General features: G+C 71.7%; 20 protein-coding genes. 8 read left to right on the top strand and 12 right to left on the bottom strand.

Annotated elements, in window-relative coordinates; all coding sequences use genetic code 11:
- The first annotated feature begins 48 nt into the window (after nt 1–48).
- The 3 genes from EAS64_RS40490 (at nt 49) to EAS64_RS40480 (ending at nt 3,244) form a co-directional block, all read left to right on the top strand.
- The gene (locus EAS64_RS40490) at nt 49–804 is read left to right on the top strand and encodes an ABC transporter permease (RefSeq protein WP_145862020.1); all 756 of its coding nucleotides are present in this window, start codon (nt 49–51) and stop codon (nt 802–804) included.
- Nucleotides 801–1,682: an ABC transporter permease gene (locus tag EAS64_RS40485; RefSeq protein ID WP_222849984.1), complete on the top strand. Its 882-nt coding sequence runs from the start codon at nt 801–803 to the stop codon at nt 1,680–1,682. The genes EAS64_RS40490 and EAS64_RS40485 overlap by 4 nt, the downstream gene beginning before the upstream one ends.
- A gap of 185 nt (nt 1,683–1,867) precedes the next feature.
- On the top strand, nt 1,868–3,244 hold the full coding sequence (locus tag EAS64_RS40480) for an 8-oxoguanine deaminase (RefSeq protein ID WP_145862019.1): 1,377 nt from the start codon (nt 1,868–1,870) through the stop codon (nt 3,242–3,244).
- Nucleotides 3,245–3,527: 283 nt separating this feature from the next.
- Here the strand turns inward: EAS64_RS40480 and EAS64_RS40475 are convergent, their stop codons facing one another.
- The 3 genes from EAS64_RS40475 to EAS64_RS40465 form a co-directional block, all read right to left on the bottom strand.
- Entirely contained in the window at nt 3,528–3,836 is a 309-nt protein-coding gene (locus EAS64_RS40475; RefSeq protein ID WP_145862018.1) for a hypothetical protein, read from the bottom strand.
- Nucleotides 3,837–3,991: 155 nt separating this feature from the next.
- Complete coding sequence (locus EAS64_RS40470; protein WP_145862017.1) at nt 3,992–4,624, bottom strand: mycothiol-dependent nitroreductase Rv2466c family protein; 633 nt, start codon at nt 4,622–4,624, stop codon at nt 3,992–3,994.
- A gap of 71 nt (nt 4,625–4,695) precedes the next feature.
- Complete coding sequence (locus tag EAS64_RS40465; RefSeq protein WP_145862016.1) at nt 4,696–5,748, bottom strand: hypothetical protein; 1,053 nt, start codon at nt 5,746–5,748, stop codon at nt 4,696–4,698.
- Between the two features lie 95 nt (nt 5,749–5,843).
- Here EAS64_RS40465 and EAS64_RS40460 point away from each other — a divergent pair, with 95 nt between their 5' ends.
- Genes EAS64_RS40460 through EAS64_RS40445 form a run of 4 tightly spaced genes read left to right on the top strand, consistent with a single transcriptional unit; the run spans nt 5,844 to nt 9,640 of the window.
- Nucleotides 5,844–6,644, top strand: coding sequence for a hydroxypyruvate isomerase family protein (locus EAS64_RS40460; protein ID WP_222849983.1), 801 nt, complete (start codon nt 5,844–5,846; stop codon nt 6,642–6,644).
- On the top strand, nt 6,641–7,978 hold the full coding sequence (gene allB / locus EAS64_RS40455; protein ID WP_145862015.1) for an allantoinase AllB: 1,338 nt from the start codon (nt 6,641–6,643) through the stop codon (nt 7,976–7,978). The genes EAS64_RS40460 and allB overlap by 4 nt, the downstream gene beginning before the upstream one ends.
- Nucleotides 7,968–9,017 (top strand): allantoicase, encoded by a 1,050-nt coding sequence (gene alc / locus EAS64_RS40450; protein WP_145862014.1) that lies wholly within the window; start codon nt 7,968–7,970, stop codon nt 9,015–9,017. The genes allB and alc overlap by 11 nt, the downstream gene beginning before the upstream one ends.
- Nucleotides 9,014–9,640, top strand: coding sequence for an alpha/beta fold hydrolase (locus tag EAS64_RS40445; protein ID WP_222849982.1), 627 nt, complete (start codon nt 9,014–9,016; stop codon nt 9,638–9,640). The genes alc and EAS64_RS40445 overlap by 4 nt, the downstream gene beginning before the upstream one ends.
- On the opposite strand, the gene EAS64_RS40440 is transcribed toward EAS64_RS40445, so the two are convergent.
- Nucleotides 9,630–10,205 carry a TetR/AcrR family transcriptional regulator gene (locus tag EAS64_RS40440; RefSeq protein ID WP_145862013.1) on the bottom strand — a complete coding sequence of 192 codons (576 nt, stop codon included), beginning with the start codon at nt 10,203–10,205 and terminating at the stop codon, nt 9,630–9,632. The two genes, EAS64_RS40445 and EAS64_RS40440, sit on opposite strands and share 11 nt — an antisense overlap.
- A gap of 84 nt (nt 10,206–10,289) precedes the next feature.
- Here EAS64_RS40440 and EAS64_RS40435 point away from each other — a divergent pair, with 84 nt between their 5' ends.
- Entirely contained in the window at nt 10,290–11,213 is a 924-nt protein-coding gene (locus EAS64_RS40435) for an NADP-dependent oxidoreductase (protein WP_145862012.1), read from the top strand.
- Between the two features lie 119 nt (nt 11,214–11,332).
- Here the strand turns inward: EAS64_RS40435 and EAS64_RS40430 are convergent, their stop codons facing one another.
- From EAS64_RS40430 to steA, 8 genes are all read right to left on the bottom strand, one after another.
- Nucleotides 11,333–12,724 (bottom strand): sialidase family protein, encoded by a 1,392-nt coding sequence (locus EAS64_RS40430; protein WP_145862011.1) that lies wholly within the window; start codon nt 12,722–12,724, stop codon nt 11,333–11,335.
- Nucleotides 12,725–12,988: 264 nt separating this feature from the next.
- On the bottom strand, nt 12,989–13,960 hold the full coding sequence (speB, locus tag EAS64_RS40425) for an agmatinase (protein ID WP_145862010.1): 972 nt from the start codon (nt 13,958–13,960) through the stop codon (nt 12,989–12,991).
- 104 nt (nt 13,961–14,064) lie between these two features.
- Nucleotides 14,065–14,553 (bottom strand): 8-oxo-dGTP diphosphatase, encoded by a 489-nt coding sequence (locus EAS64_RS40420; protein ID WP_145862009.1) that lies wholly within the window; start codon nt 14,551–14,553, stop codon nt 14,065–14,067.
- Nucleotides 14,554–14,557: 4 nt separating this feature from the next.
- Nucleotides 14,558–15,790, bottom strand: a complete 1,233-nt coding sequence (locus EAS64_RS40415; protein ID WP_246116119.1) for a glycosyltransferase family 4 protein — start codon at nt 15,788–15,790, stop codon at nt 14,558–14,560.
- Complete coding sequence (gene murJ / locus EAS64_RS40410; RefSeq protein ID WP_246116118.1) at nt 15,787–17,463, bottom strand: murein biosynthesis integral membrane protein MurJ; 1,677 nt, start codon at nt 17,461–17,463, stop codon at nt 15,787–15,789. Before murJ ends, EAS64_RS40415 begins: the two co-directional genes overlap by 4 nt.
- Nucleotides 17,460–18,509 carry a hypothetical protein gene (locus EAS64_RS40405; RefSeq protein WP_246116117.1) on the bottom strand — a complete coding sequence of 350 codons (1,050 nt, stop codon included), beginning with the start codon at nt 18,507–18,509 and terminating at the stop codon, nt 17,460–17,462. Before EAS64_RS40405 ends, murJ begins: the two co-directional genes overlap by 4 nt.
- A gap of 113 nt (nt 18,510–18,622) precedes the next feature.
- A complete protein-coding gene (locus EAS64_RS40400) occupies nt 18,623–19,687 on the bottom strand; it encodes a copper transporter (RefSeq protein ID WP_187366535.1) in 1,065 nt (354 codons plus the stop codon).
- Nucleotides 19,684–20,868, bottom strand: coding sequence for a putative cytokinetic ring protein SteA (gene steA, locus EAS64_RS40395; RefSeq protein ID WP_145862006.1), 1,185 nt, complete (start codon nt 20,866–20,868; stop codon nt 19,684–19,686). Before steA ends, EAS64_RS40400 begins: the two co-directional genes overlap by 4 nt.
- Between the last annotated feature and the right edge of the window lie 117 nt (nt 20,869–20,985).

The following is a 20,985-nucleotide window of genomic DNA, read 5'->3' as shown; positions in this document are numbered from 1 at the left end:
CCGCCGAACGGGTTCTGGTTCCTCGTGAACCGCCTCCCGTCTTGGCTGATGTCGCTGACCGGCATCGTCGTGCTGCTCGCGATCTGGGCCGTGCTCGCCGTCACGGTGTTCTCCGGCAACGGGTCCGGCGTGCCGACCCCGTGGGCGGTGCTGTCGCAGCTCGGCAACGACGGCTGGTCGTTCTATCAGCCGCTCATCGCCGCCACGCTCGGCGAGGCGCTGCGCGGCTACCTGATTGGCAACGGCCTCGCGCTCGTCTGCGCCGCGCTGGTGCTGCTCGTCCCCTGGCTGGAGCGGCTTGTCGTGCAGCTCGCGGTGGCGTCCTACTGCCTGCCGCTGGTGGCGATCGGCCCGATCCTTTCGCTGCTGCTCACTGGCGACGCGCCGATGATCACCATCGCCGCACTGTCGGTCTTCTTCACCTCGCTGATCGGCGCGCTGCTCGGGCTCAGGTCCGCCGACCCGGTCACGCTCGACGTCGTCCGCGCCTACGGCGGCGGGCGGCGGGCCGAGCTGGCCAAGGTCCGGCTGATGTCCGCGCTGCCTGCCACCCTCGCCGCGCTGAAGATCTCCGCGCCCGCCGCCCTGCTCGGCGCGATCATCGGCGAGTACCTCGGGCACATCGACATCGGGCTTGGCGTCGCGATGACGGTCAGCGAGGCGGCCGTCGAGGTGCCGCGGACCTGGGGCATCGCGCTCGTCTCCGGCCTGGTCGCCGGGCTCGGCTACGGGCTGACCGCGCTGCTCGCCCGCCTGGCACTGCCCTGGTCGCGTGCCACAACGCTCTCCGGAGGTGACTTGTGAGCGGCAGCGGAGGTGCCGTCGACGCGCCCGATACGATGGCGGTTTCTGCCATCGGGCGCGCATCGGGGGGTACGGGGGGTCGTCCCCCCGGGAGACTCCTGCGGCTGGCACGCCCGCTGCTCAACGCGCTCGTCACGCTGGCGGTGATCATCGGCCTGTGGTGGGCGTTCGTCGCGGCGTTCAACCTGGACCCGCTGATCGCGAAGACGCCCGCCGATGTGTGGAGCTACCTGATCCACGGAGCGAACGCCGGGTCGGGCGCGCAGTCGGTGTGGGGCGGCCTTGGGCGCACCCTGTTCGACGCGGTGCTCGGCTTCGTCGGCGGCCTGTTCGCGGCGGTCGTCGTGGCACTGTCGTTCGTGCTGTCCCGGCTTGTCGCCGGGATGCTGCTGCCGCTGGCGGTGCTCGTCAGGTCGGTGCCGCTCGTGGCGATGACGCCGGTGCTCACGCTGGTCTTCGGCCGGGGCATCCTCGCCACGACCGTCATCTCCGGCATCGTGGTCTTCTTCCCCGCGCTTGTCACGATGACGTTCGGGCTGCGGTCCGCGTCCCGGCAGTCGGCGGACCTGGTCCGCGCCTACGGCGGCGGCACGCTGGCGGTCGCGCGCAAGGTCATGCTGCCCTCCGCGCTGCCCGCCCTGTTCGCCTCGGCGCGGATCGCGGTGCCCGGCGCGGTGATCGGCGCGATGCTCGCCGAGTGGCTAGCCACCGGGCAGGGCATGGGCTACGGCATGCTGCAGGACGCGAACTCGTTCAACTACGTCGACATCTGGGCGTCCGTCGCGCTGCTCACCGGGGTGTCGGTGCTGCTGTACAACGTGATCGCGATCGCCGAGTCCGCGGTACTCGCGCGCTTTTCGCTGCGCGGTGCGGCTTAGCCGCACAGTGCAGCCTAGTAGCAGAGAGCGGCCTGGTCGCGGGTGGTGTTCAACGGGGATCGCGGGAAAGATGGGACCCGGCCGTGGCGCCGACGGGGCGGGGCGAAGCGGTTACGGGGGAAGGCGAAGCACGAACCCGTTCGGGATGATGGTTGTGGTGTTGACTTTGATGTTGGGGGCGACTCATGAACGACCGGGCTGACCTGCTGGTGCGCAACGCAAAGCTGGTGGCGACCTGCGACGCGGCCGGGCGCGAGCTCGCCGGAGGGTGGGTCGCGATCACCGGCGGTCTCGTGTCCGGCGTGGGCGCCGCCGGCGATCCGCAGCCGGAGGCGGCCGAGGTTCTCGACGCCGCCGGGTGCCTGGTGACGCCCGGCCTGATCAACACCCACCACCACATCTACCAGAACCTCACCAGGTCCTACGGCCCGGCGATCAACGGGTCGCTGTTCTCCTGGCTCACCGCGCTGTACCCGCTGTGGGCGAAGATCGACGAGGAGGCCGCGTACCTGTCCGCCTGGGTCGGGCTGGCCGAGCTGGCGCTCGGCGGGTGCACGACCACGACCGATCACCTGTACGTCGCGCCGCGCGGCGGCGGCGACCTGTGGACCGCGGAGATCACCGCGGCACGGGAGGTCGGACTGCGGTTCCACCCGACGCGCGGGTCGATGACCCTGTCGGTGAAGGACGGCGGGCTGCCGCCCGACTCGGTGGTGCAGGACGACGACGAGGTGCTGGCCGACAGCGAGCGCCTGGTGAAGCTGCACCACGACCCGTCGTTCGGCGCGATGGTGCGGGTGGCGCTCGCGCCATGCTCGCCGTTCTCCGTCTCGCCCGCCCTGATGCTTCGCACCGCGGAGCTTGCGGAGAAGCTCGACGTGCGGCTGCACACGCACCTGGCGGAAGACCCGGACGAGGACACGTACTGCCTGGAACGGTTCGGGCGGCGGCCGGTGGAGCAGTTCGAGGAGGTCGGCTGGCTTACCTCCCGGTCCTGGGTGGCGCACTGCATCTACCCCTCGCCCGCCGAGGTTTCCCGGCTCGGCTCGGCCGGTGTCGGGGTCGCGCACTGCCCGTCGTCCAACATGCTGATCGGCGGCGGCGGGTTCGCGCCGGTGCGGGAGTTCCGCGCGGCCGGGGTGCCTGTCGGGCTCGGCTGCGACGGGTCCGCCTCGACCGACAGCGCATCGCTGTGGATCGAGTCCCGGGCGGCGCTGCTGCTCGGGCGGCAGCGGCTCGGCCCGACCGGGATGGACGGGCGGACCGTCCTTGACATCGCCACGCGCGGCGGTGCTTCTTGCCTTGGGCGTTCCGGCGAGATCGGCGAGCTTTCCGTCGGCGCCGCCGGCGACCTGGTCTGCTGGCCGCAAGTGGGGGTGGCGTACGCCGGGGCCCTCGTCGACCCGGTCGAGGCGTGGCTGCGCTGCGGGCCGGTGGCGGCCAGGCACACCGTCGTCGCGGGGCGGACGCTCGTCAGGGACGGTGCGCTGACGCTGCCCGGCGTCGAGGAGAAGCTGCGCGCGCACGCGGTGGCGGCCGCGCGCATCCAAGGGCTGGATTGACGTTTTATGCATTATGGCTGGCGCAAGCGCTTGTTGCTGTTATCAGGGCCTGCGCGGGTGCGGCCTAGCAATGATCTTGGAACTTTTGATTACCGTGGAAACTTTTCCCCCGGATCGGGGTTTTTGTTTCCATCAGGAGAAAAGTTTCCAAGATCACGAACGACTTCTTGCTGTTATTGAGCAAGAAAGGCGGGAGCTCCCCGGCCGGACCGACGGCACAGGCAGTCACGCGGCAGCCGAGGAAGAACGCGGCCTGCGTCTCTTGACGCGAAAACGCGGGATGTCAACTGTCGATACGAAGCCCGAGGATTCTTCGTTCAGGTTTCGGGCCTGTCTGCGAGCTTGGTTCTCCCGCCTGCTGCACGTTCTCGCTGCGGATCAGCGCGCAGGCCACCAGGCCGAGCCCGAGGCCGGACGAGCCACTGAAGAAGAGCACCCAGAACACAGTCGACCCCATGCTCGGGTACAACGACTGCGCCGCTGAGTTGGCTGTCTCGAAGACGTGCAGTGAAATCGCCAGGCATGCGCCCAGCCCTAGGCCCGCGAGAAGGCCACCCCACAGCGCCACACGTCGCCTGCCCCTGGAACCCATCGCAAGAGAATACAACCCCCTCATGTGACCACAAGTGAGCCGGGACTGGCGTGGCTAGCCGCGTGGGAGGGCGGTAAGGATTGCGGACCCCGCTCGGATGCGGGCTGTCCCGTGGTGCGTGCCTCGGTCCCGGCGACCCCGGGCACCCAGGCCATTCATTCGAAGGAGGGTGCGCGGTCGCGGGAACGCTTGAGCTCGAAGAAGCCGTCCGCCTTGGACACAAGCACCAGGCCGTCCCACAGTTCGCCCGCCGCCTCGCCCTTCGGCGCGGGGGTGATCACCGGGCCGAACAGCGCCTTGCCGCGGATCCGCAGCACCGGGGTGCCGACGTCGAGGCCGACCTGGTCGAACGCCTCGTGGTGCGACTTCTTGATCGCCTCGTCGAACTCGTCGGTCTCCGCGGCGTCGACTAGCCACTCCGGCAGCCCTGCCTCCTGCAGCGCCTCGGTGAGCACCGCGGGGTCCTCGCGGCGGCCCTGGTTGTGGAACCTGGTACCGATCGCGGTGTACAGCGGGCCGAGGATGCCGGGCCCCGCGTCGGCGGCGGCCGCCGCGCAGATCCGCACCGGGCCCCACGCCCGTGCCATCCGCTCCAGGTACTCCTCGTTCAGCCCCTTGCCCTCGTGCTGCACGAGGTTCAGGTAGGCCAGCGACATGATCTTCCACTCGGTCCGCACCGGCCGGACCTTCTCCACCTCGTGCATCCAGCGGGAGGTGATCCACGCCCACGGGCACAGCGGATCGAACCAGAACTGCACGTCCTCACGGTCCTGCGCGTCTGCCGTCATGTTTCCCTCCACTGCGCTAGGAAAGTCTGCCCAACCCGAACCTACGCGCGACCCCGCGGTTTCGCCACCGCTCAGCTGCGTCCTGGCGCGGGGGTGAGGGGCTCCAGTCTCACCGGCTGCCCCGTGGCCGCGTCTATGATCACCCGGCCTGCCAGGGGCACACTCAGCGCGACTGTCGCCGTGCGCATGACCAGCACCGCCAGGCACCCCCCATGGGGGTGCGGGTTGTGCATCCAGCCGCCGACCACCACGGCACCGCCGACCTCGTCGTCGAGGGCGCCCCAGGTCGTGTCGCAGAAGCCTCCCGGGAGCCGCAGGGTCAGCGCCCGCCCGTCGGCGGAGATGATCGGCGCGAACGCGCCGACGAACTCGGCGCCAAGGCGACCGAGTGCGTTGCGCGAGGGCGTGTCCTGGCTGCCCGGGATGACGTAGCTGCCTGGCGGGAGAGCCGCCTGGATGACCGGGGCGGATACGCCCTCGATCGTGAACGCCCAGGCGGGCACCTGGGCGCGTCCGCGGCTCGTCGCTACGGCGAGGGTGGTGGGCCGGACGGCCGTCACGGACAGCGGCGTGGTCACGCAGGACGGGCATTGCCTGCTGCTCGTCAGCTTGCCGAAGGCCGCCGGCTCGCTGAGCACGGGCACCTTGATGCTCGAGCCGTCGGGCCAGGTGACGATGCCGGCCGGCGCGCTTGACGGCGGCGGCCCGGTGAAGACGAGGTCGCCGTTGCCGAAGGCCTCCTTGGCCGCGAGCGACGGGAACCCCGTGCTGGGACCGGAGGTCAGCTCGTCGGGTATGAAGACCACAAGGCCGGTCTGCCATTCCTTGGCGAGCGGCGACCTGGCCCAGGCGGTTGCCTCCCGCCGGGCGAGGGCATCGAAGGCGGCGACGTTCACCCCTGCGGGCACGCTGGGAGTAGGCGAAACGGAAGCCGATGGCGCGGCAGCCGGGGCTTGAGGCCGGGTCGCCTGCGCCGCGGCGGACTGCGGTGAGCCGCCGGCGGACGTCAGTGAGCCGCCGGCCCGCGCCGCGCATCCCGCCGCAGCCGCCAGGGACAGGATCGTGGCCGCCACGGCGAGCGAGCGGCGTCCGGCGAGCACCATCAGGGCCTCCTTCACCCCCACGTCGATTGTCCATCAGACGTCAAGACCGAGGCAGCGGTCCGCTTGCCGGGGTCGTGGCCGAAGATCAGGGCGTCCGCACGTGACAAACTGGGCGGGTGCGGACGTACGGGCTGCGGTTTGACGTTAACTGCTCGATCCTCTACGCCGAGCTGCCGCTGGTGCGGCGGGCGGACGCCGCGAAGGCGGCGGGGTTCGGCGGGGTCGAGTTCTGGTGGCCCTGGGATGCCATGGCGCCGTCCGATGCGGAGGCTGACGCCTTCGTGCGATCGATCGCGGATGCCGGCCTTGAGCTGGTTTCGCTTAATTTCCATACTGGAGACATGGCGGCTGGAGACCGCGGCATCGTGTCGCATCCAGCGCGGACGCGAGAATTCAGGGAGAATGTCGCTGCGTGCGTGGACATCGCGGCACGGACGGGGTGCACCAGGCTGAACGCACCGTACGGGCTGCGGGTGCCGGGGGCGCACGGCGCGGAGCAGGACGCGGTCGCGATCGAGAACCTGGCGTTCGCGGCGCGGGCGGCGGCGGGGATCGGGGCCTCGGTGCTCGTTGAGGCGATCAACTCGGTCGATATCCCGGGCTTTCCCGTCGACACGAGCGACAAGGCACTGGCGGTGATCGAGGCGACCGGGGCGGGGAACGTGGGTTTCCTCGCCGACCTGTACCACCTGGCGAAGATGGGGGAAGACGTGGCTGACGTGCTCTCGGACTGCCGGGAGAGGATCCGGCATGTGCAGGTCGCCGACCCGCCGGGGCGCGGGGCGCCGGGGACCGGGACGCTTGACTTCGAGCCGCTGTTCCGGCAGCTCGCCGGCCAGGGGTATGACGGGTGGGTGGGGCTCGAGTACGTGCCCGTCGACCCGGCCGACTCCGCGACAAGCTTCGGCTGGCTATGAGCGAGACGCTGCTGATCAGGTCCCGGCGAATGGTGCTGCCCGGTGGGGTGACGGAGGCAGCCGTATTCGTTCGGGATGGCCGGATTGAGGAGGTCGGTGACTACGACCTGCAGCGGGAGGCGGACCGCACCGTCGACCTCGGTGACCTTCCGCTGCTGCCCGGGCTCGTGGACTCGCACGTGCACGTGAACGAGCCGGGGCGGACCGAGTGGGAGGGGTTCGCGTCCGCGACGCGGGCGGCGCTCGCGGGCGGTGTCACCACGATCTGCGACATGCCGCTGAACTCATCGCCCGCCACCACCACGGTGGACGCGCTGCGCGCCAAGGTGGCGGCGGCGGACGGGCAGTGCGCGGTCGACGTGGCGTTCTGGGGCGGCGCGGTGCCCGGCAACGCCGAGTCGATCGGGCCGATGCTCGACGCGGGCGTGGTCGGGTTCAAGTGCTTCCTCATCGATTCGGGTCTGCCCGAGTTCCCGCCGCTGTCGCGGGCGGAGCTGCGGGCCGCGATGAAGGCGCTCGCCGCCTCCGGCGCGCCGATGATCGTGCACGCCGAGGACCCCGCCGAGGTGCGCCCGCCCGCCGGGTCGTCCTACGGCGAGTTCGTCGCGTCGCGGCCGCCGGTGGCGGAGCGGCGGGCGATCGAGACGGTGATCTCAGCGGCCGCCTTCTCCGGCGCCCGCGCGCACATCGTGCACCTGGCCGCGGGCGAGTGCGCCGCGCTGATCTCTTCCGCGAAGGCGGCGGGGATCGACCTGTCGGCGGAGACGTGCCCGCACTACCTGTTCTTCGCGGCCGAGGAGGTGCAGCCGGGGCACACCGAGTTCAAGTGCTGCCCGCCCGTCCGGTACGCGGTCAACAGGGAGGCGCTGTGGCGGGCGCTCGGCGACGGCGCCATCGACGGGGTGGTGTCCGACCATTCGCCGTGCACGCCCGCCCTCAAGGGGCTGCCGGACGGGGATTTCCGGACCGCGTGGGGCGGGATCTCCTCGCTTCAGCTCGGGCTGTCGGTGATCTGGACGGTGGCGCGGCGCCGCGGGTTCACGCTGGCCGACGTGGCGCGGTGGATGGCCGCGTTCCCCGCCTCGCTCGCCGGCCTGCCGACCAAGGGGCGGATCGCGGTGGGGTGCGACGCGGACCTGGTGGCCTTCGATCCGGACGTTTCGTGGGACGTGCGGGGCGCGGAGCTCCTGCACCGGCATCCGGTGACGCCGTACGAGGGGCGGACGCTGACCGGGCGGGTGTCACGGGTGTGGCTGGGCGGCGTCGAGGTGACGCCCGCCGACCCGCCTCGCGGGCGGCTGCTTGCACGCGGAGGCGAGCCGCTTGAGCACTGACGACGCCTCTGGCGCACTGGCCTTCCCCGATCTCGCCTCGCGGGCGCTGCGCGGCTCGGTGGTGGCGGCGTCCGATGAGTTCTTCGCGGAGAAGGAGAACCTGATCAAGCCAGGCACGGCCACGTTCCGGCCGGCGACGTTCGGGCATAAGGGGCAGGTGTACGACGGGTGGGAGACCCGGCGGCGGCGCTCTCCCGCTGGGGGGCTGCCCGCGGCCGATGAGCATGACTGGGCGATCGTGCGGCTCGGCGCGCCCGGGGTGGTGCACGCGGTGATCGTCGACACCGCGCACTTCACGGGGAACTTCCCGCAGGCCTGCTCGGTGGAGGGATGCTACCTGGCCGGGTACGCGCCGGCTGCCTCCCTTGCATCGGCTCAGTGGACGGAGATCGTGCCCAGGTCACCCCTGACGGGCGACGCACGGCACGTGTTCACGGTCGCGCCCGGGCCGCGGTTCTCGCATGTGCGTCTGACGATCTACCCCGACGGCGGCGTGGCCCGGCTGCGCGTGCACGGCGAGGTGGTGCCCGATCCCGCGCTGCTCGACGGGCTGACATTCGACCTGGCGGCGCTGGAGAACGGCGGCGACGTGCGGGCGTGCAGCGACCGGTTCTACTCCTCTCCGCGCAACGCGATCTCGCCCGGGCTGTCGCGGGTGATGGGCGAGGGATGGGAGACCAGGCGGCGGCGCTCCGACGGGAACGAGTGGCTGATCGTGGGGTTCGCGGCGCCCGCCTTCGTGTCGCTGGCGGAGATCGACACCTCCGGCTATATCGGCAACTCCCCCGGCATGGCCTCGCTTCGCGGCTACGCCGGCGGTGACTGGGAGCAGGACTCGTCGTGGACGGAGCTGCTGCCACGGACGGCATTGCTGCCGGACACGGTGCACCGGTTCCGGCTGAGTCAGGCGGAGGCGTGCGACCTCGTCCGGCTCGATGTCTTTCCCGACGGCGGCGTGGCGCGGCTGCGGCTGTACGGGTCGCCGACGCCGGACGGTCTCGCGGAAATGCGGCGGCGCTGGGCGGCGACGCAGGCGTGAGCGTGCTGCTTGTGCACGGCGGACTCTGGGAGGACATCGGGGCCGACTGGTTCTGGCGGCGGACCGGGGTGATTGACGGCCTCGAGCGTCGAGGCTTCGCAGTGACCGCGCCGGACCGGCTCAGGCGAGCGCCGGACTGGGCGGCCGAAGCCGCGCACCTCGCGGCCGCGGTGCGGGCCGGGGGTCTCGCCGGGCCGTCGCTCACCGTGCTCGCCGGATCGTTCGGCTGCGCGGCGGCGGTTCGGCTGGCGCTCGACTTTCCCGGACTGGCTGGGCGGTTGGTGCTCGCCTGGCCGGCGTCCATCGCGGATCAGTTCACCGCGATCCGGTTCCGAGCGGGGCTGAGCCGACTTGGGGCGAAAGGTAAGACGCTCGACGCGCTGCTCGGGACGGGGACCCTGCCGAGCGCCAGCGATGCGGAGCTGCGCAGCCTCGGGCTGCCTGCGGGCATCGTTCCCGCGGTGCCACCGACCCCGCTGCACCCCAGGTCCGCGGTCGACACACTGCTTCGCGTGCTGCCCGCCGCGGTGGAGTTGCCCGGCTGCCCGGAGGCGCCCCGGCCGGAGTTCGCGGCCCACCTCGACGCGTTCCTCGACTCGGTGACGGCCTTCATTAGCCCGTGACCGCGGAACTTGCCGCTTGCACCTCGTCGATTGCCCGCCGCGCGAGCCGGCTGAAGTCGTCGCCGTCGGCCGCGGCGGTCCAGCGCTGGTAGGCGATCTCCCAGGCGAGCGCGCCAAGCTCGGCGGCCACCGACGCGGTCAGGTCGGAAGCGCCGCGCCGCTTGAGCGCGCCGGCCATTGACGCGATGAGGCCGAGGCCCTTCAGCGCTTCGCGCTCCCGCAGTTCCGGGGTGGCCGCGATCACCGCCCGCCTGCGGGCCACGAATGCGCGGCGGTCTTGCGTGAAGACCTGCTGCCCGAGCGCGTCCAGCGCATGAGCCACCGCGTCGAGCGGGGTCGCGGTCGCCGGCGCCGCGGCGATCGCGTCGGCGACAAGTCCGGCCATCGTGCCGCCGCCAAAGAGCACTTCTCGCTTGTCCTGGAAGTGCCGGAAGAAGGTGCTCTTCGTCAGTCCCGCGCGCTGCGCGATGTCGATCACGGTCGTGTTCTCATAGCCCCGCTCCGCGAACAGTTCGAGAGCGGCCACGGCTAGCCGCTCTGTCGCGTTCGGTTGCCAGCGAGCCATGGGACACAGCTTACGGCACTTGGTCCCATCACTGATATATAGTGATGGGACCAAGTCCCATCACCTTCCTGCTGGAGGCCCGCCATGAGCCGAGCTGTCATGTATGAGACGTTCGGAGGTCCCGAGGTCCTGGAGCTGCGAGAAGTGACGGAACCGCACGCCGGCCCTGGCGAGGTCCGAGTCCACGTGACGGCGGCCGGGCTGAACCCGATGGACGGGGCCATCGCCTCGCGGCCCGAGGCGGCGGCGCGGTTCGGCATCACGGTGCCGTCTGGCTTCGGGTACGACTTCGCCGGTGTTGTCGATGAGGCCAACGGCGACGGCTTCGCCGTGGGCGACCGCGTCTTCGGCGGCGCGCTGGGCAGAGCCGTGGCCGACTTCGTGGTCGTCAGGACGCCTGCCTCGGCGGTCGAGGCACTCTTTCATACGCCCGACGGCATCAGCGACGAGGTGGCGAGCACGCTGCCGGTGGCGGGCCTCACCGCCGTCGCGGCGCTGGCGGCGATCGGCCTGCGGTCCGGCGACACCGTGCTGATCGGCGGCGCCGCCGGCGGCGTCGGCGTCTTCGCCGTGCAGCTCGCGAAGCTCGCGGGCGCCACCGTGATCGGCACCGCCTCGGCGGGCACCTTCGATTTCCTGCGGCAGCTCGGCGCCGAGCCCGTGGCATACGGCCCGGGGCTCGCGGACCGGGTTAAGGCGCTGACGGCCGGCGGCGTGACCGCGGCGACGGACTTGTTCGGCACCGAGACGGCCGAGGCCGCGCTGGCGCTCGGCGTGCCGCCCGAGCGGATCTCCACGATCGCCGCGGGCCCCAACCCTCCCGGCGGTGCGCGCGCCGCCGGCGGCTTCGACGCGGGGCCGGATGCCGTGCAGCGGATCACCGACGCGATCCTGGCCGGCGCGATCACCGTGCCGATCGCCGCGACCTTCCCGGTAGAGCGGATCCGCGACGCCGTCACGCTGCAGGCCGGGCGGCACGTGCACGGCAAGATCGTGGTCACGCTGTGAGTCGCGGGCCGTTAGCGGCGCGTGCCCGCTGGGGCGCGGGACTGGCTGTTCCGGGTTTCCGCCGCCCTGGCAGCGGAAACCCGGAACCGGTCACGCGAACACCACGGCCGGCGGCAGCGTCACCAGGAGAGCGCATGCGGCAGTCTGACCACCGTGGCGTAGATCTCCGAGTTCGGGGACTTTCCGATGGCGCTGCCGAAGGTCAGGCCGACTCGCTCCGGGGCGGATTTACCGTGCGCCGCTGGCAGCAGCGCGAGGCCGAACGTGTCCCCCGGCCAGATCTTCGGGTTGCCGAACCCGTTGGACACCCGGATGGCCGGCGCCAGCCACCCCTTCTTGATGGAGAACGGCCGCAGGAAGGTCGCATAGCCCTTGGGCGAGTTGTCGGACTGCCAGGCGACGTCGGCCACGCCCGGGTCCGCCCCCACCGACTCCACGATGTGCACGGCGTTGTCCTTGTCCTGCGTCACCCGGCGCGGCTTGGACCAGGTTTTGCCGTGGTTAACCGAGTAGGAGAGCCAGCCGATGTCGCCGGCGGACGTCTGGGTGTCCCAGGTGGCGTAGAGGATCCCGGCCCGGTCCATGCTCAGGTCACCGTCGATCCACCAGGTGAGCTTGGCGATCGATCCGGCGCTGCTGCCCACCTCCACCGCTCGCGCCCACGTCTTACCGCCGTCCCGCGAGGAGGTGAAGTACTCATGCCCGGGCTGTACGGCAAAGGTGACCGGGTTGAGGTGGTGGCCCCATATCAGGGCGTCGATCACGCCATTGGGCTGGACGAGAACGGAAGCGTCGTAGCCTCCGCCTGCCGGGAATCCCGGCTGCATCGGGGTGATCGGGCCCCAGGTCTTCCCGTGGTCAGTCGACTTCTGGATGACCGCGGTGGCGTCCACCGCCGAGTAGGCACAGCTGCCGATCGGGCTGCAGACGATCTTCACGTCGCTGGCGCTTGGCCCGTAGTCCCAGGTGACGTATACCGCGCCGTGCGGGCCGGCGGCCAGGAAGTCCCTGTCACCCCAGTTGCCCTTTTGGTGCGGGATGAGGGAGGCCGCGGTGAACGTGGCCCCGTGGTTGAAGGACCTCGCCACGACCGGGTAGGCGTAGACGCCGTGGTAGCGGAGGTAGGAAATGTACAGGGTCCCGTCGGACGCCACGGCCACGGCGGGGTCGTCGGAGCCGCTGGAGTCCGGCAGGGTGATCGGCTTCGAGAAGTGGGCGCCGCCGTCGGTTGAGCGGGCGAAGCCCTCACCGCCGCAGCCGATCCATGCCACGTAGACGTAATCCGGCGGCGCCGTGGCCTCCTCGGTCTCGGCGTTCTGGCCACCGCAGGCACTGCTCACGTCGGTCACCGGGCCCACGCCATAGCCGGACCCAGGCTGGCCGGGCGCGGCTAGCGCCGATGGCGCGGCGAAGCCCAGGATCGCGCAGGCGCCAGCCAGCAGGGTGGCGGCGAGGAGCCCTCTTCGTCTGCGGCGCGTGCCGACCTTGGCTGCTTTCCCAACCTTGCTCACAACTACCTCCCGTTTACTGCTGTGAGAACGCATGGTCGCTTTTGCCGATGGTGCACCATGACAAAATTAGAGGAAATTCGCTTGATCATGTACCGCTGGACGCGACCGATGCCAAAAAAATTGTCGTAAACGGAAGTTAATCGCGGGATTCAGCAGTGGCGTAGTCCGCGCGGTTAGGCAAAACGAAATTCGCACGCGCTTGCGGCTTGGGGAGTAGACAGAACCCGTTTCGAGTATTGCTGGTGAAAGCGGCGGTGACCTGCGTTAATTCTTGCCCAGTGCGAGCGCGGACAGCAGCTCGTAGCCGACGTGGGCGGCGGCGATGCCGGTGATCTGGGCGTGGTCGTAGGCGGGTGCCACCTCGACGATGTCCGCGCCGACCAGGTTGAGCCTGGCGAAGGAGCGCAGCACGGCGAGGAGCTCGCGGCTGGTCAGGCCGCCCGCCTCCGGGGTGCCGGTGCCGGGGGCGAAGGCGGGGTCGAGTACGTCGATGTCGACGCTGACGTAGACCGGGCGGTCGCCGACGCGGGCCGCGATCGCCTCGATCATCCCCGCGGTGCCCAGCTGGTCGGCCTCGGTCGCCGGGAGCACGCGGAAGCCCACGTCGGCGTCGCGGACCAGGTCGTCGGCGCCGTAGAGCGGGCCGCGGATGCCGACGTGCAGGCAGCCCTCGGGATCGAGCAGGCCCTCTTCGAAGGCGCGGCGGAACGGGGTGCCGTGCGTGTAGGCGGCACCGAAGTAGGTGTCCCAGGTGTCCAGGTGCGCGTCGAAGTGGACGACCGCGACCGGGCCGTGCGTCGCCCGCATGGCGCGCAGCAGCGGCAGCGCGATCGTGTGGTCGCCGCCGAGGGTGAGCAGCCGTGGCGCCGGCTCGAGCAAGCCGCGCGCGCCGTGCTCGATCATGGCGATGGCCTCGTCGATGTTGAACGGGTTCACGCCGAGGTCGCCCGCGTCCGCGACCTGCTGCACTGCGAACGGCGAGACGTCGGCCGCCGGGTTGTAGGGGCGCAGCAGCCGGGAGGACTCCCTGATGTGGCCGGGGCCGAACCTGGCGCCTGGGCGGTAGCTCACGCCGGAGTCGAACGGCACGCCGAGGATGGCCACGTCGGCCGCGGGCACGTCGGTCAGGCGCGGCAGCCTGGCGAACGTCGGCTCGCCGCCGTACCGCGGCACCTGGGTCGCGTCGATCTGGCCGATGAAGCCGTCGACGGTGACGCGCGGGTCGCTCTCAGTCATGGAATCCTCCGGGTGCGCGAGGGCAACCCGGCGCTTGCGAGCTCCCGGGTTTCCTCGTGGTCAACTCGTGTTGCCTATTTTAGGGATGCCTGCCGATGGCGAAGTCAGGTCAGCGGCGTGATCGTCGCCGCCGCGACGGTCTCGTTGTCCGCCGCGTAGCTGAAGGCGGCGCGCAGCCGTTCGCCGTCGAGCACGCGGGGCAGCCAGCGCTTGCCGTCGTCCCACATCCGGTCGAAGGGCAGGGCGGTGACCGGGAACCAGCACGGCCGGATCTCGGCGGTCTCCGCCGGCTCGCCGGTCCAGTCGGTCGCGGAGAAGACCGCCACCTCCATGTCCCAGGCGGGACGTTCGGGAAACAGGAACGTGATGCGGGCCGACTCGGTCAGCGCGTCCGCCGCGACGAGGAGGCCGGATTCCTCCTTGACCTCGCGCGCCGCGGCCACCGCCGGCGACTCGCCCGGCTCGACGTGACCGCCGAGCGCGACGATCTTGCCGCGGCCGAAGCCGGTCTTCTTGTGGCCGAGCAGGATCTCTCGTACGCCGTCGGCGCCGTCCCTGACAAGCAGGCACAGGCAGGTGGATTGCAGGGGCACGTTCTCAAGTATCGCGCAGGAACCGGCGTGCCTGGCGGCGGCTCAGCGCGAGCGCCGCGGTGGCGTATGACGCGAGCGCGGCCTCGATCGCGTCGTTTTCACTGGGCAACGTCGCGGCCGCCTCGCGGGCGGCGGCCCGCAGTCGCGACGCGAGCGCCTGGTCGCCGAGCACTTCGCGGACCGCGGCGGCGAGCGCCGCGGCGTCGCCCGGCTGGACAAGCAGCGCCGCGTCATCGCCGGTCAGGGCCGGAATGCCGCCGGTTCGGGTAGCCACGATGGCCGTGCCCGCCCGCAGCGCCTGCTGGAGCACCAGCGGCTGTCCCTCCCAGCGGCTCGGCAGCACGAAGACGCGTGCGGCGGCGAGCAGCGCCGGCACGTCATCGCGCTGGCCGAGGAACCGCACGCCCTCGCCGAGCGGCGCGGCCGTTGCGCGAAGGCTGCCGGCGAGCGGGCCGTCTCCCGCGATCGCCAGGAGTGGCGTTGGGCGCAGGTCCTGCCAGGTCGCGGCGGCCTCGAGGAGGGTGGCGAACCCTTTCTGCGGTGCGAGGCGGCCGACGGCGAGGACGAGCGGGCGGTCCGGCGGGAGGCCGGCGGGCCCGTGCGCGGCTGGTGGCTCCGTGGCCTGCGGTTCAGCGGTGCGCCGCTGGGGGGCAGCGACGACCGCCCTGCCGATGCGGCGCGCGCCCGCGGCGCGCATCCGGCGTTCCAGGTCGGGTGAGACGCAAAGGATCAGGTCGGCGCTCCGGGCGACGATCTGCTCGAGCAGGCGATAGATCAGGGCGCCCGCTCGACCGGCGGGCGGCGCGTTGTGCACCGTGACGACGAGGCTCAAGCGGCCGGCGCCCGCGCCGCCACGGCCGACGCCCGCGCCGCGCAAGCTGGCGCCGCGGCGACTGGCACCACGGCGGCCGGCCAGCGCGAGCACCGTGAGCGCACCGGCGCGCAGCCCGTGCGCGTGCACCAGGCGCACCCCGGTCAGCGTCCGCCGCAGCCGCGCGATCGCCGCGAGATCGCCCGCGCGCGGCCGTACTGCGAACTCCACCGGAACGAACGTGACCCCGGCCAGCGACGCGAAGCCGAAGCGCGCGTCCGCCGACGAGGGCCCGGCGACGGTCACCATCGTGCCGCGGCCGGCGAGGCCCGCCGCGAGCATCCGCACGTGCGCCCCGGTCCCGCCCGCCGTGGTGCCGATGACGAAGGTCACCGCCGCGTGGCTCGTCACGGCGGGACCGGTCACGCGTCCGCCGACGGCCTGGTGTCCGGCACCGGTGTCCTGCGCAGCTGGGACAGGACGCTGCGCAGGTCACCGCCGTCGAGGCCGAGCACAACCACCGCGAACACGCCGGCCACCACGACCGTCACGAGCACCGACAGGCCGACGTTGACGAGCAGCCCCGACTCGGCCGGAAGGAAGGCGCTGAGCGCCGAGCCGGCGACCGCCCCCGCCGCGCACCCGGCGAGCCCGGCGAGAAACGCCCTCGGCACCCCGCGCAGCGCCGCTGGCCCGCGCTCGCGGCGGACGAGGATGAGCAGGGCGATACCGGAAACCGTCAGGCCGAACGTGGTGCCGAGCCCGAGCACCGGCACCACCCGCGGGGCGGGCACGAACGGCACGACGAGCACATCCGCGACGAGGACGAGCAGCCAGCCGCCGGCGATGGCCGCGGCCGGCGCGCCGTTGCGACGGCGCGCGTAAAGCACGCGGGACAGGTTGGCGGAAAGGCCGTAGCCGACGAGGCCGAGCGCGAAGGCGGCGAGGGCGAGCGCGAGCACCGACGTGCCCTCGGGCGAGCGCGACTCGAAGACGCGCGCGATGGGCTCGCGTGCGCCGATGAGCACCGCGGCGCCCAGCCAGGAGGCGACAAGGGCGGCCCTGGTGGACGCGGCGGCGGTCGCGTCGAACCCGGGGCCCGCCTGCGCGTCGTGCATGGAGAGCTCGGGGAAGGCACTGGTCGCGATCGGGATGGCGAGCACCGCGTAGGGCACGACGAACACGGCCCACGCGAACCCGTAGATCACCAGCGACCCGTCGGTGCCGTAGCGGTTGGCGAGCACGATAACCACGGCGACCGAGGCATCCTGCGCGATCAGGGCGGCCACCCCGGCCATGGCGAGACGGCGGACCCGCGAGCCCACCCCGGTCGGGAAACGCAGGGTGGGCCTTGACCTGATGTGCAGCCGCCACACCGGGATGATGGCGGTGAGCACCAGCGCGAGCACGCCGAGCGTCGTGCCGCCGGACAGCAGGTACTCGGCTCGCGGCGGCAGTTCGCCGAGCTTGTTCACGTAGGCGCCGCCGACGGCCCCGAAGCCGGCATACGCCCCGATCACGACGAGTGACGACAGCAGCGGCGCCAGGGCGGGCGCGCCGAACCGGCGGTGCGACTGCAGGATGCCGTACAGCACGACCGCCAGGCCGTACAGCAGCACCTGCGGCGCGAAGACGATGAGCATCCGGGTGCCGACGCTGGTCAACGTGCCGCGGGCGCAGCCGCTGGCACCGGAAAGCAGCATGGAGACGATCGGGTGCGCGGCCAGCGCGAGCGCCGCGCTGACCGGGACGAGCAGCAGGACGGTCCAGGTGAGCAGCGCCCCGGAGATCCGACGAGCCGCATCGCCAGACTCCGCGCCCGCCCCGGGTCCCGTGCCGGCCGGCCCGGCCAGCACGGGCACGACGACCGAGGTCAGCGCGCCGCCGAGGACGATGTCGTAGATGATGTTCGGCACCATGTTGGCGGTGGTGTAGGCGGTGCCGAGACAGGTGGTGCCGACCGTGTGCGCGAACACCACCTGACGGCCGAATCCGACGAGCCGGGCGAGCACGGTGATGACTCCGATCATCACCGCGGCACGCCCGATCCCCGGGCCGCGCCGCCGAGCCGTGCCGCGCTCGGCCAAGTCCCTGGTCACGGCTCCTGTCGCGCTGGCGGCTTGAGCAAAGCCAAAATCCATCCGCCCGAACGGTTGCGGCTGTCCCCCTCCGCCGCCCTGCGATGCCGACCCGGCGGCCGGCGCCGCGAGGCGGGCGTCGTCATCATCGGCAGCTGGCCGCGGTGGACCTGGTCCGCCGCGACAGGAGCCGCCTGGACAGGCGGCGCGGTGAGCGGGTCGCCGGTGAGCGGGCCATTGGTGAGCGGTACCGCGCGCGGCACGGGACGCCGTCCGAGCATGTCAAGCCAGCGCAACGGGGGCGTCCGCTCGATCACCCGGGTGAAGCTGACCTTCTCGCTCGCCAGGGTCAGCGCGACGATCGCGACCAGCAGGCCGGCGCGCGCGGGCCGCGGCAGCGTCCGGGCCGCCGACGCGCCGAGGGCGGCGCCGAGGGCGTTGGCGCCCGCGTCGCCGAGCATGGCCCGCTCGGCGAGGTCCTCGGGCAGCAAGGCGAGCGCGGCGCCGGCCGGGGCGGCGACGGCGGCGATGCCGCGCGGCGAGCCGTCGCCGGCGAGCACGGCGGTGCCCGCGATGAGGGCGGCGGTGCCGGTGGCGACCTTGATGGCACGGCCGGGACGCAGGTCGAAAAGGTTGAGCAGGTTCGCGGCGCCGGCGATGAGCCCGGCGTTGATCGCCACGTCCGCCGGGTCGCCGCCGTCGATGAGCGCGGCGCCCAGGCCGGTGACGGCCAGGCCGGCCAGCTTGACGGCGCCGGTGGTGACCTCGCCGTGCGCGAGCGCCCCGAGATGCCCGCGCAGTCCGCGGCGCTTGCCCGAGCCGCGCAGGTCATCGAGCACGCCGAAGCCGAGCGCGCCGAGGGTTGCGGTCGTGACCGCCAGGTCACGACGGCTGGCGCCCAGGGTCCCGGCGACCACGCCGAGCGCCACCGCGGGGCCCTCAAGCAGCGTGACGAGTTCGCCCCGGTGGTTGGTGCGGGTCCAGGTCTTCTCCCCGGCCGGGGGCCTGCGCCGCAGCCCGGCGTAGGCGCCGCGAGCCGCGAGCGCCGCCACTGTGCCGGCTACCAAGGGGCCGGCTACCAAGGGGCCAGCTCGCACGGGGCCGCGGGCTAGCACGCCGCCGCCCTGCTACGCGAGAGGCGCCGCGGACGCGGCGGCTTCTTGCTGTTATCCACCGTGTCTCAACTCTTCTTCACGGTCTTGGTGGGCTTTCCCGTCGGCGTATTCGATGCCTTTGGTGTCGACGTGGCTGTCGGCGACTGCGACACGGTCGGCTCAGTCGACGCTACCGGGGTCACCGGGCCCACCGCGGACGCACCCGAAATACCGTAGCTGTTTGGCTTCAGGCCCGCCAGCTGATCGCCGAGTGCCCACATGGTGACGATCTGGCCGAGCACCGTGTCCGCGTTGTCCACGCTCGACACCTCACCGGAGACGCTGCTGCTGCGCAGCACCGCCATGGCGTTGCCCTGCTGGGAGGAGGCCGCGACTGAGCCTGCCACCAGGGTGGCCGCGCTCTGCGTCGCGAACTCCGCGGCAACCGCGAGCAGCACCTGGTTGCCCGGGTCGCTCGCGGCCGCGGTCGGCGCGCTTGCCGAGGTGACGATGACGGCGAGCGTGGCCCGGTTCGTCGGCGCACCGCTGATGGTCAGGTAGCCCGCCTGCGCATAGGCGCTGAGCAGGCCCTGCGCGTCGGCGACAGCCAGCCCGGCCTGGCCCGCGCTCTGGTTGAGTATCGCGGTGGCGATCAGCTGCGCCGCCTGCTGCTGGTACATGGTCTGGCTGTCCGCGGCCGGGTCGAGCACGGTGCTGTCGTGCGAGGCGAACTGCGCGTTGATCGCGTTCAGGCTGGACCGGGTCGTCCCCGACAGGTCGTTGAACTTCGGCTGCAGCGCCACCGTGCCGGTGACCGTGGCTCCCGCGGTCCCCGCCGCCTGCTTGATCCCGTTGACGACCGCCGACGGCGCGCCCGGCTCGGTCACGATCACGAGCCGCTGGCCGGACAGCGTGCCGTCGAGCAGCTTCGGCTCCGCGGCGGTCAGGAACGAATCGCTCGCACCGGACAGCGTCTGGTATCTGTCGCGGTCCGCCCTGACCGCGTTCAGCTGGTTCGTCAGCGAGTTGCTCGAGGACCTGAGCACGTCAATGGTGTGGCCCTGCAGCTCGGTCGAGCCGAGGACGATCCCGATCGCGAGGGCGAGGAACACCGCGACGATCGAGACAAGGTGGTAGCGGAAGTCGATCACTTGAACAGTCCTGTAAACCAGTAGGCGAACGTGTGCCAGGTAGCGCTGATCCAGTTGCCGAGGATCGGCCCGGTGGGCGAGTAGGCGATGGCCACGCCGATGGTGACCGCGGCCGCGATCATCAGCGCGGCGAGGGCCCATCCGGAGATGCGGCTCTGGTATAGCTGGTGCACGCCCCTGGCGTTCACCAGCTTGCTGCCGACCCGCAGGTGGGTGAGGAACGTCGAGGCCATGCCGGGACGGCCCTTGTCGAGGAACTCCTCGAGAGTCCAGTGGGTGCCAACGACCGCGATCAGGCTGGCGCCGCAGGCGTCGGCTACCAGCAGCGCCACGTCCTCGCTGGTGCCTGGCGCCGGCAGCGACACGCCGTCGAGGCCGAGGCCGCGCAGCCTGCCCATGCCGGGCGCGCGGCCGTCCGGGTAGGCGTGCACCACCAGTTCCGCGCCGACTTGGAGCGCCTCATCGGACACCGAGTCCATGTCGCCGATGATCACGTGCGGCCGGTACCCGGCCTCGAGCAGCGCGTCCGCGCCGGCGTCCACGGCGAGCAGTACCGGCCGGTACTCGCGGATGTAGGGGCGAAGCGCCCGCAGGTCCTCGCGGTAGCGGTAGCCGCGCACCACGACGAGGACGTGCTTGTCCAGCATGCGGGTGGTGAGCCTTGGCACGTCGATGCCGTGGGTGAGCATGTCGCGCTCGCGCCGCAGGAATTCCAGGGTGTTGGCGGCGAACGAGTCGATCTGGGTGGGGACGCCGGCGTTGGCGTCCTCCATCGCCGCGTCCAGCGTCTCCTCGGTCATCAGCACGCCCTTGGCCAGGACCTGGTCCCTGGCGTTGTACAGGACGTCCTTGTCGAGGCGGACCGTGGCGCCGTCAGCGATCCGGGACAGCACCTCGGCGCCCACGTCGTCAATGAGCGGGATGCCGGCCTCGAGCAGCAGCCGCGGCCCGAGGTTCGGGTACCGGCCGGTGACCGACTTCGCGGCGTTCACCACGGCTGCCACCCGGCAGGCGATCAGCTCGTCGGCGGACACCCGGTCCAGGTCGGCGTGGTCGATGACAGCGATGTCACCCGGCTCCAGCCGGCGCACGAGCACCTTGGTCCTAAGGTCGACACGCGCAACGCCGACAATGCCGGGCGGCTCTTCGGCCTTACCCCGCCTGACGTGCGGAAACCTCATGGACGGTACTCTCATCGCCCTTCATCCTGGCATACCGGCGCGACCACACCAGTCCTCGTTGACATGACGGCGTGTTATGACCCGCGATTCTCCGTAGCCGACTGCTTCTTCGGCCGG

The sequence above is a fragment of the Trebonia kvetii genome (genome assembly GCF_007827045.1).
GTDB classification, from domain to species: domain Bacteria; phylum Actinomycetota; class Actinomycetes; order Streptosporangiales; family Streptosporangiaceae; genus Trebonia; species Trebonia kvetii.
This window is presented reverse-complemented; position numbering and strand designations above follow the sequence as displayed.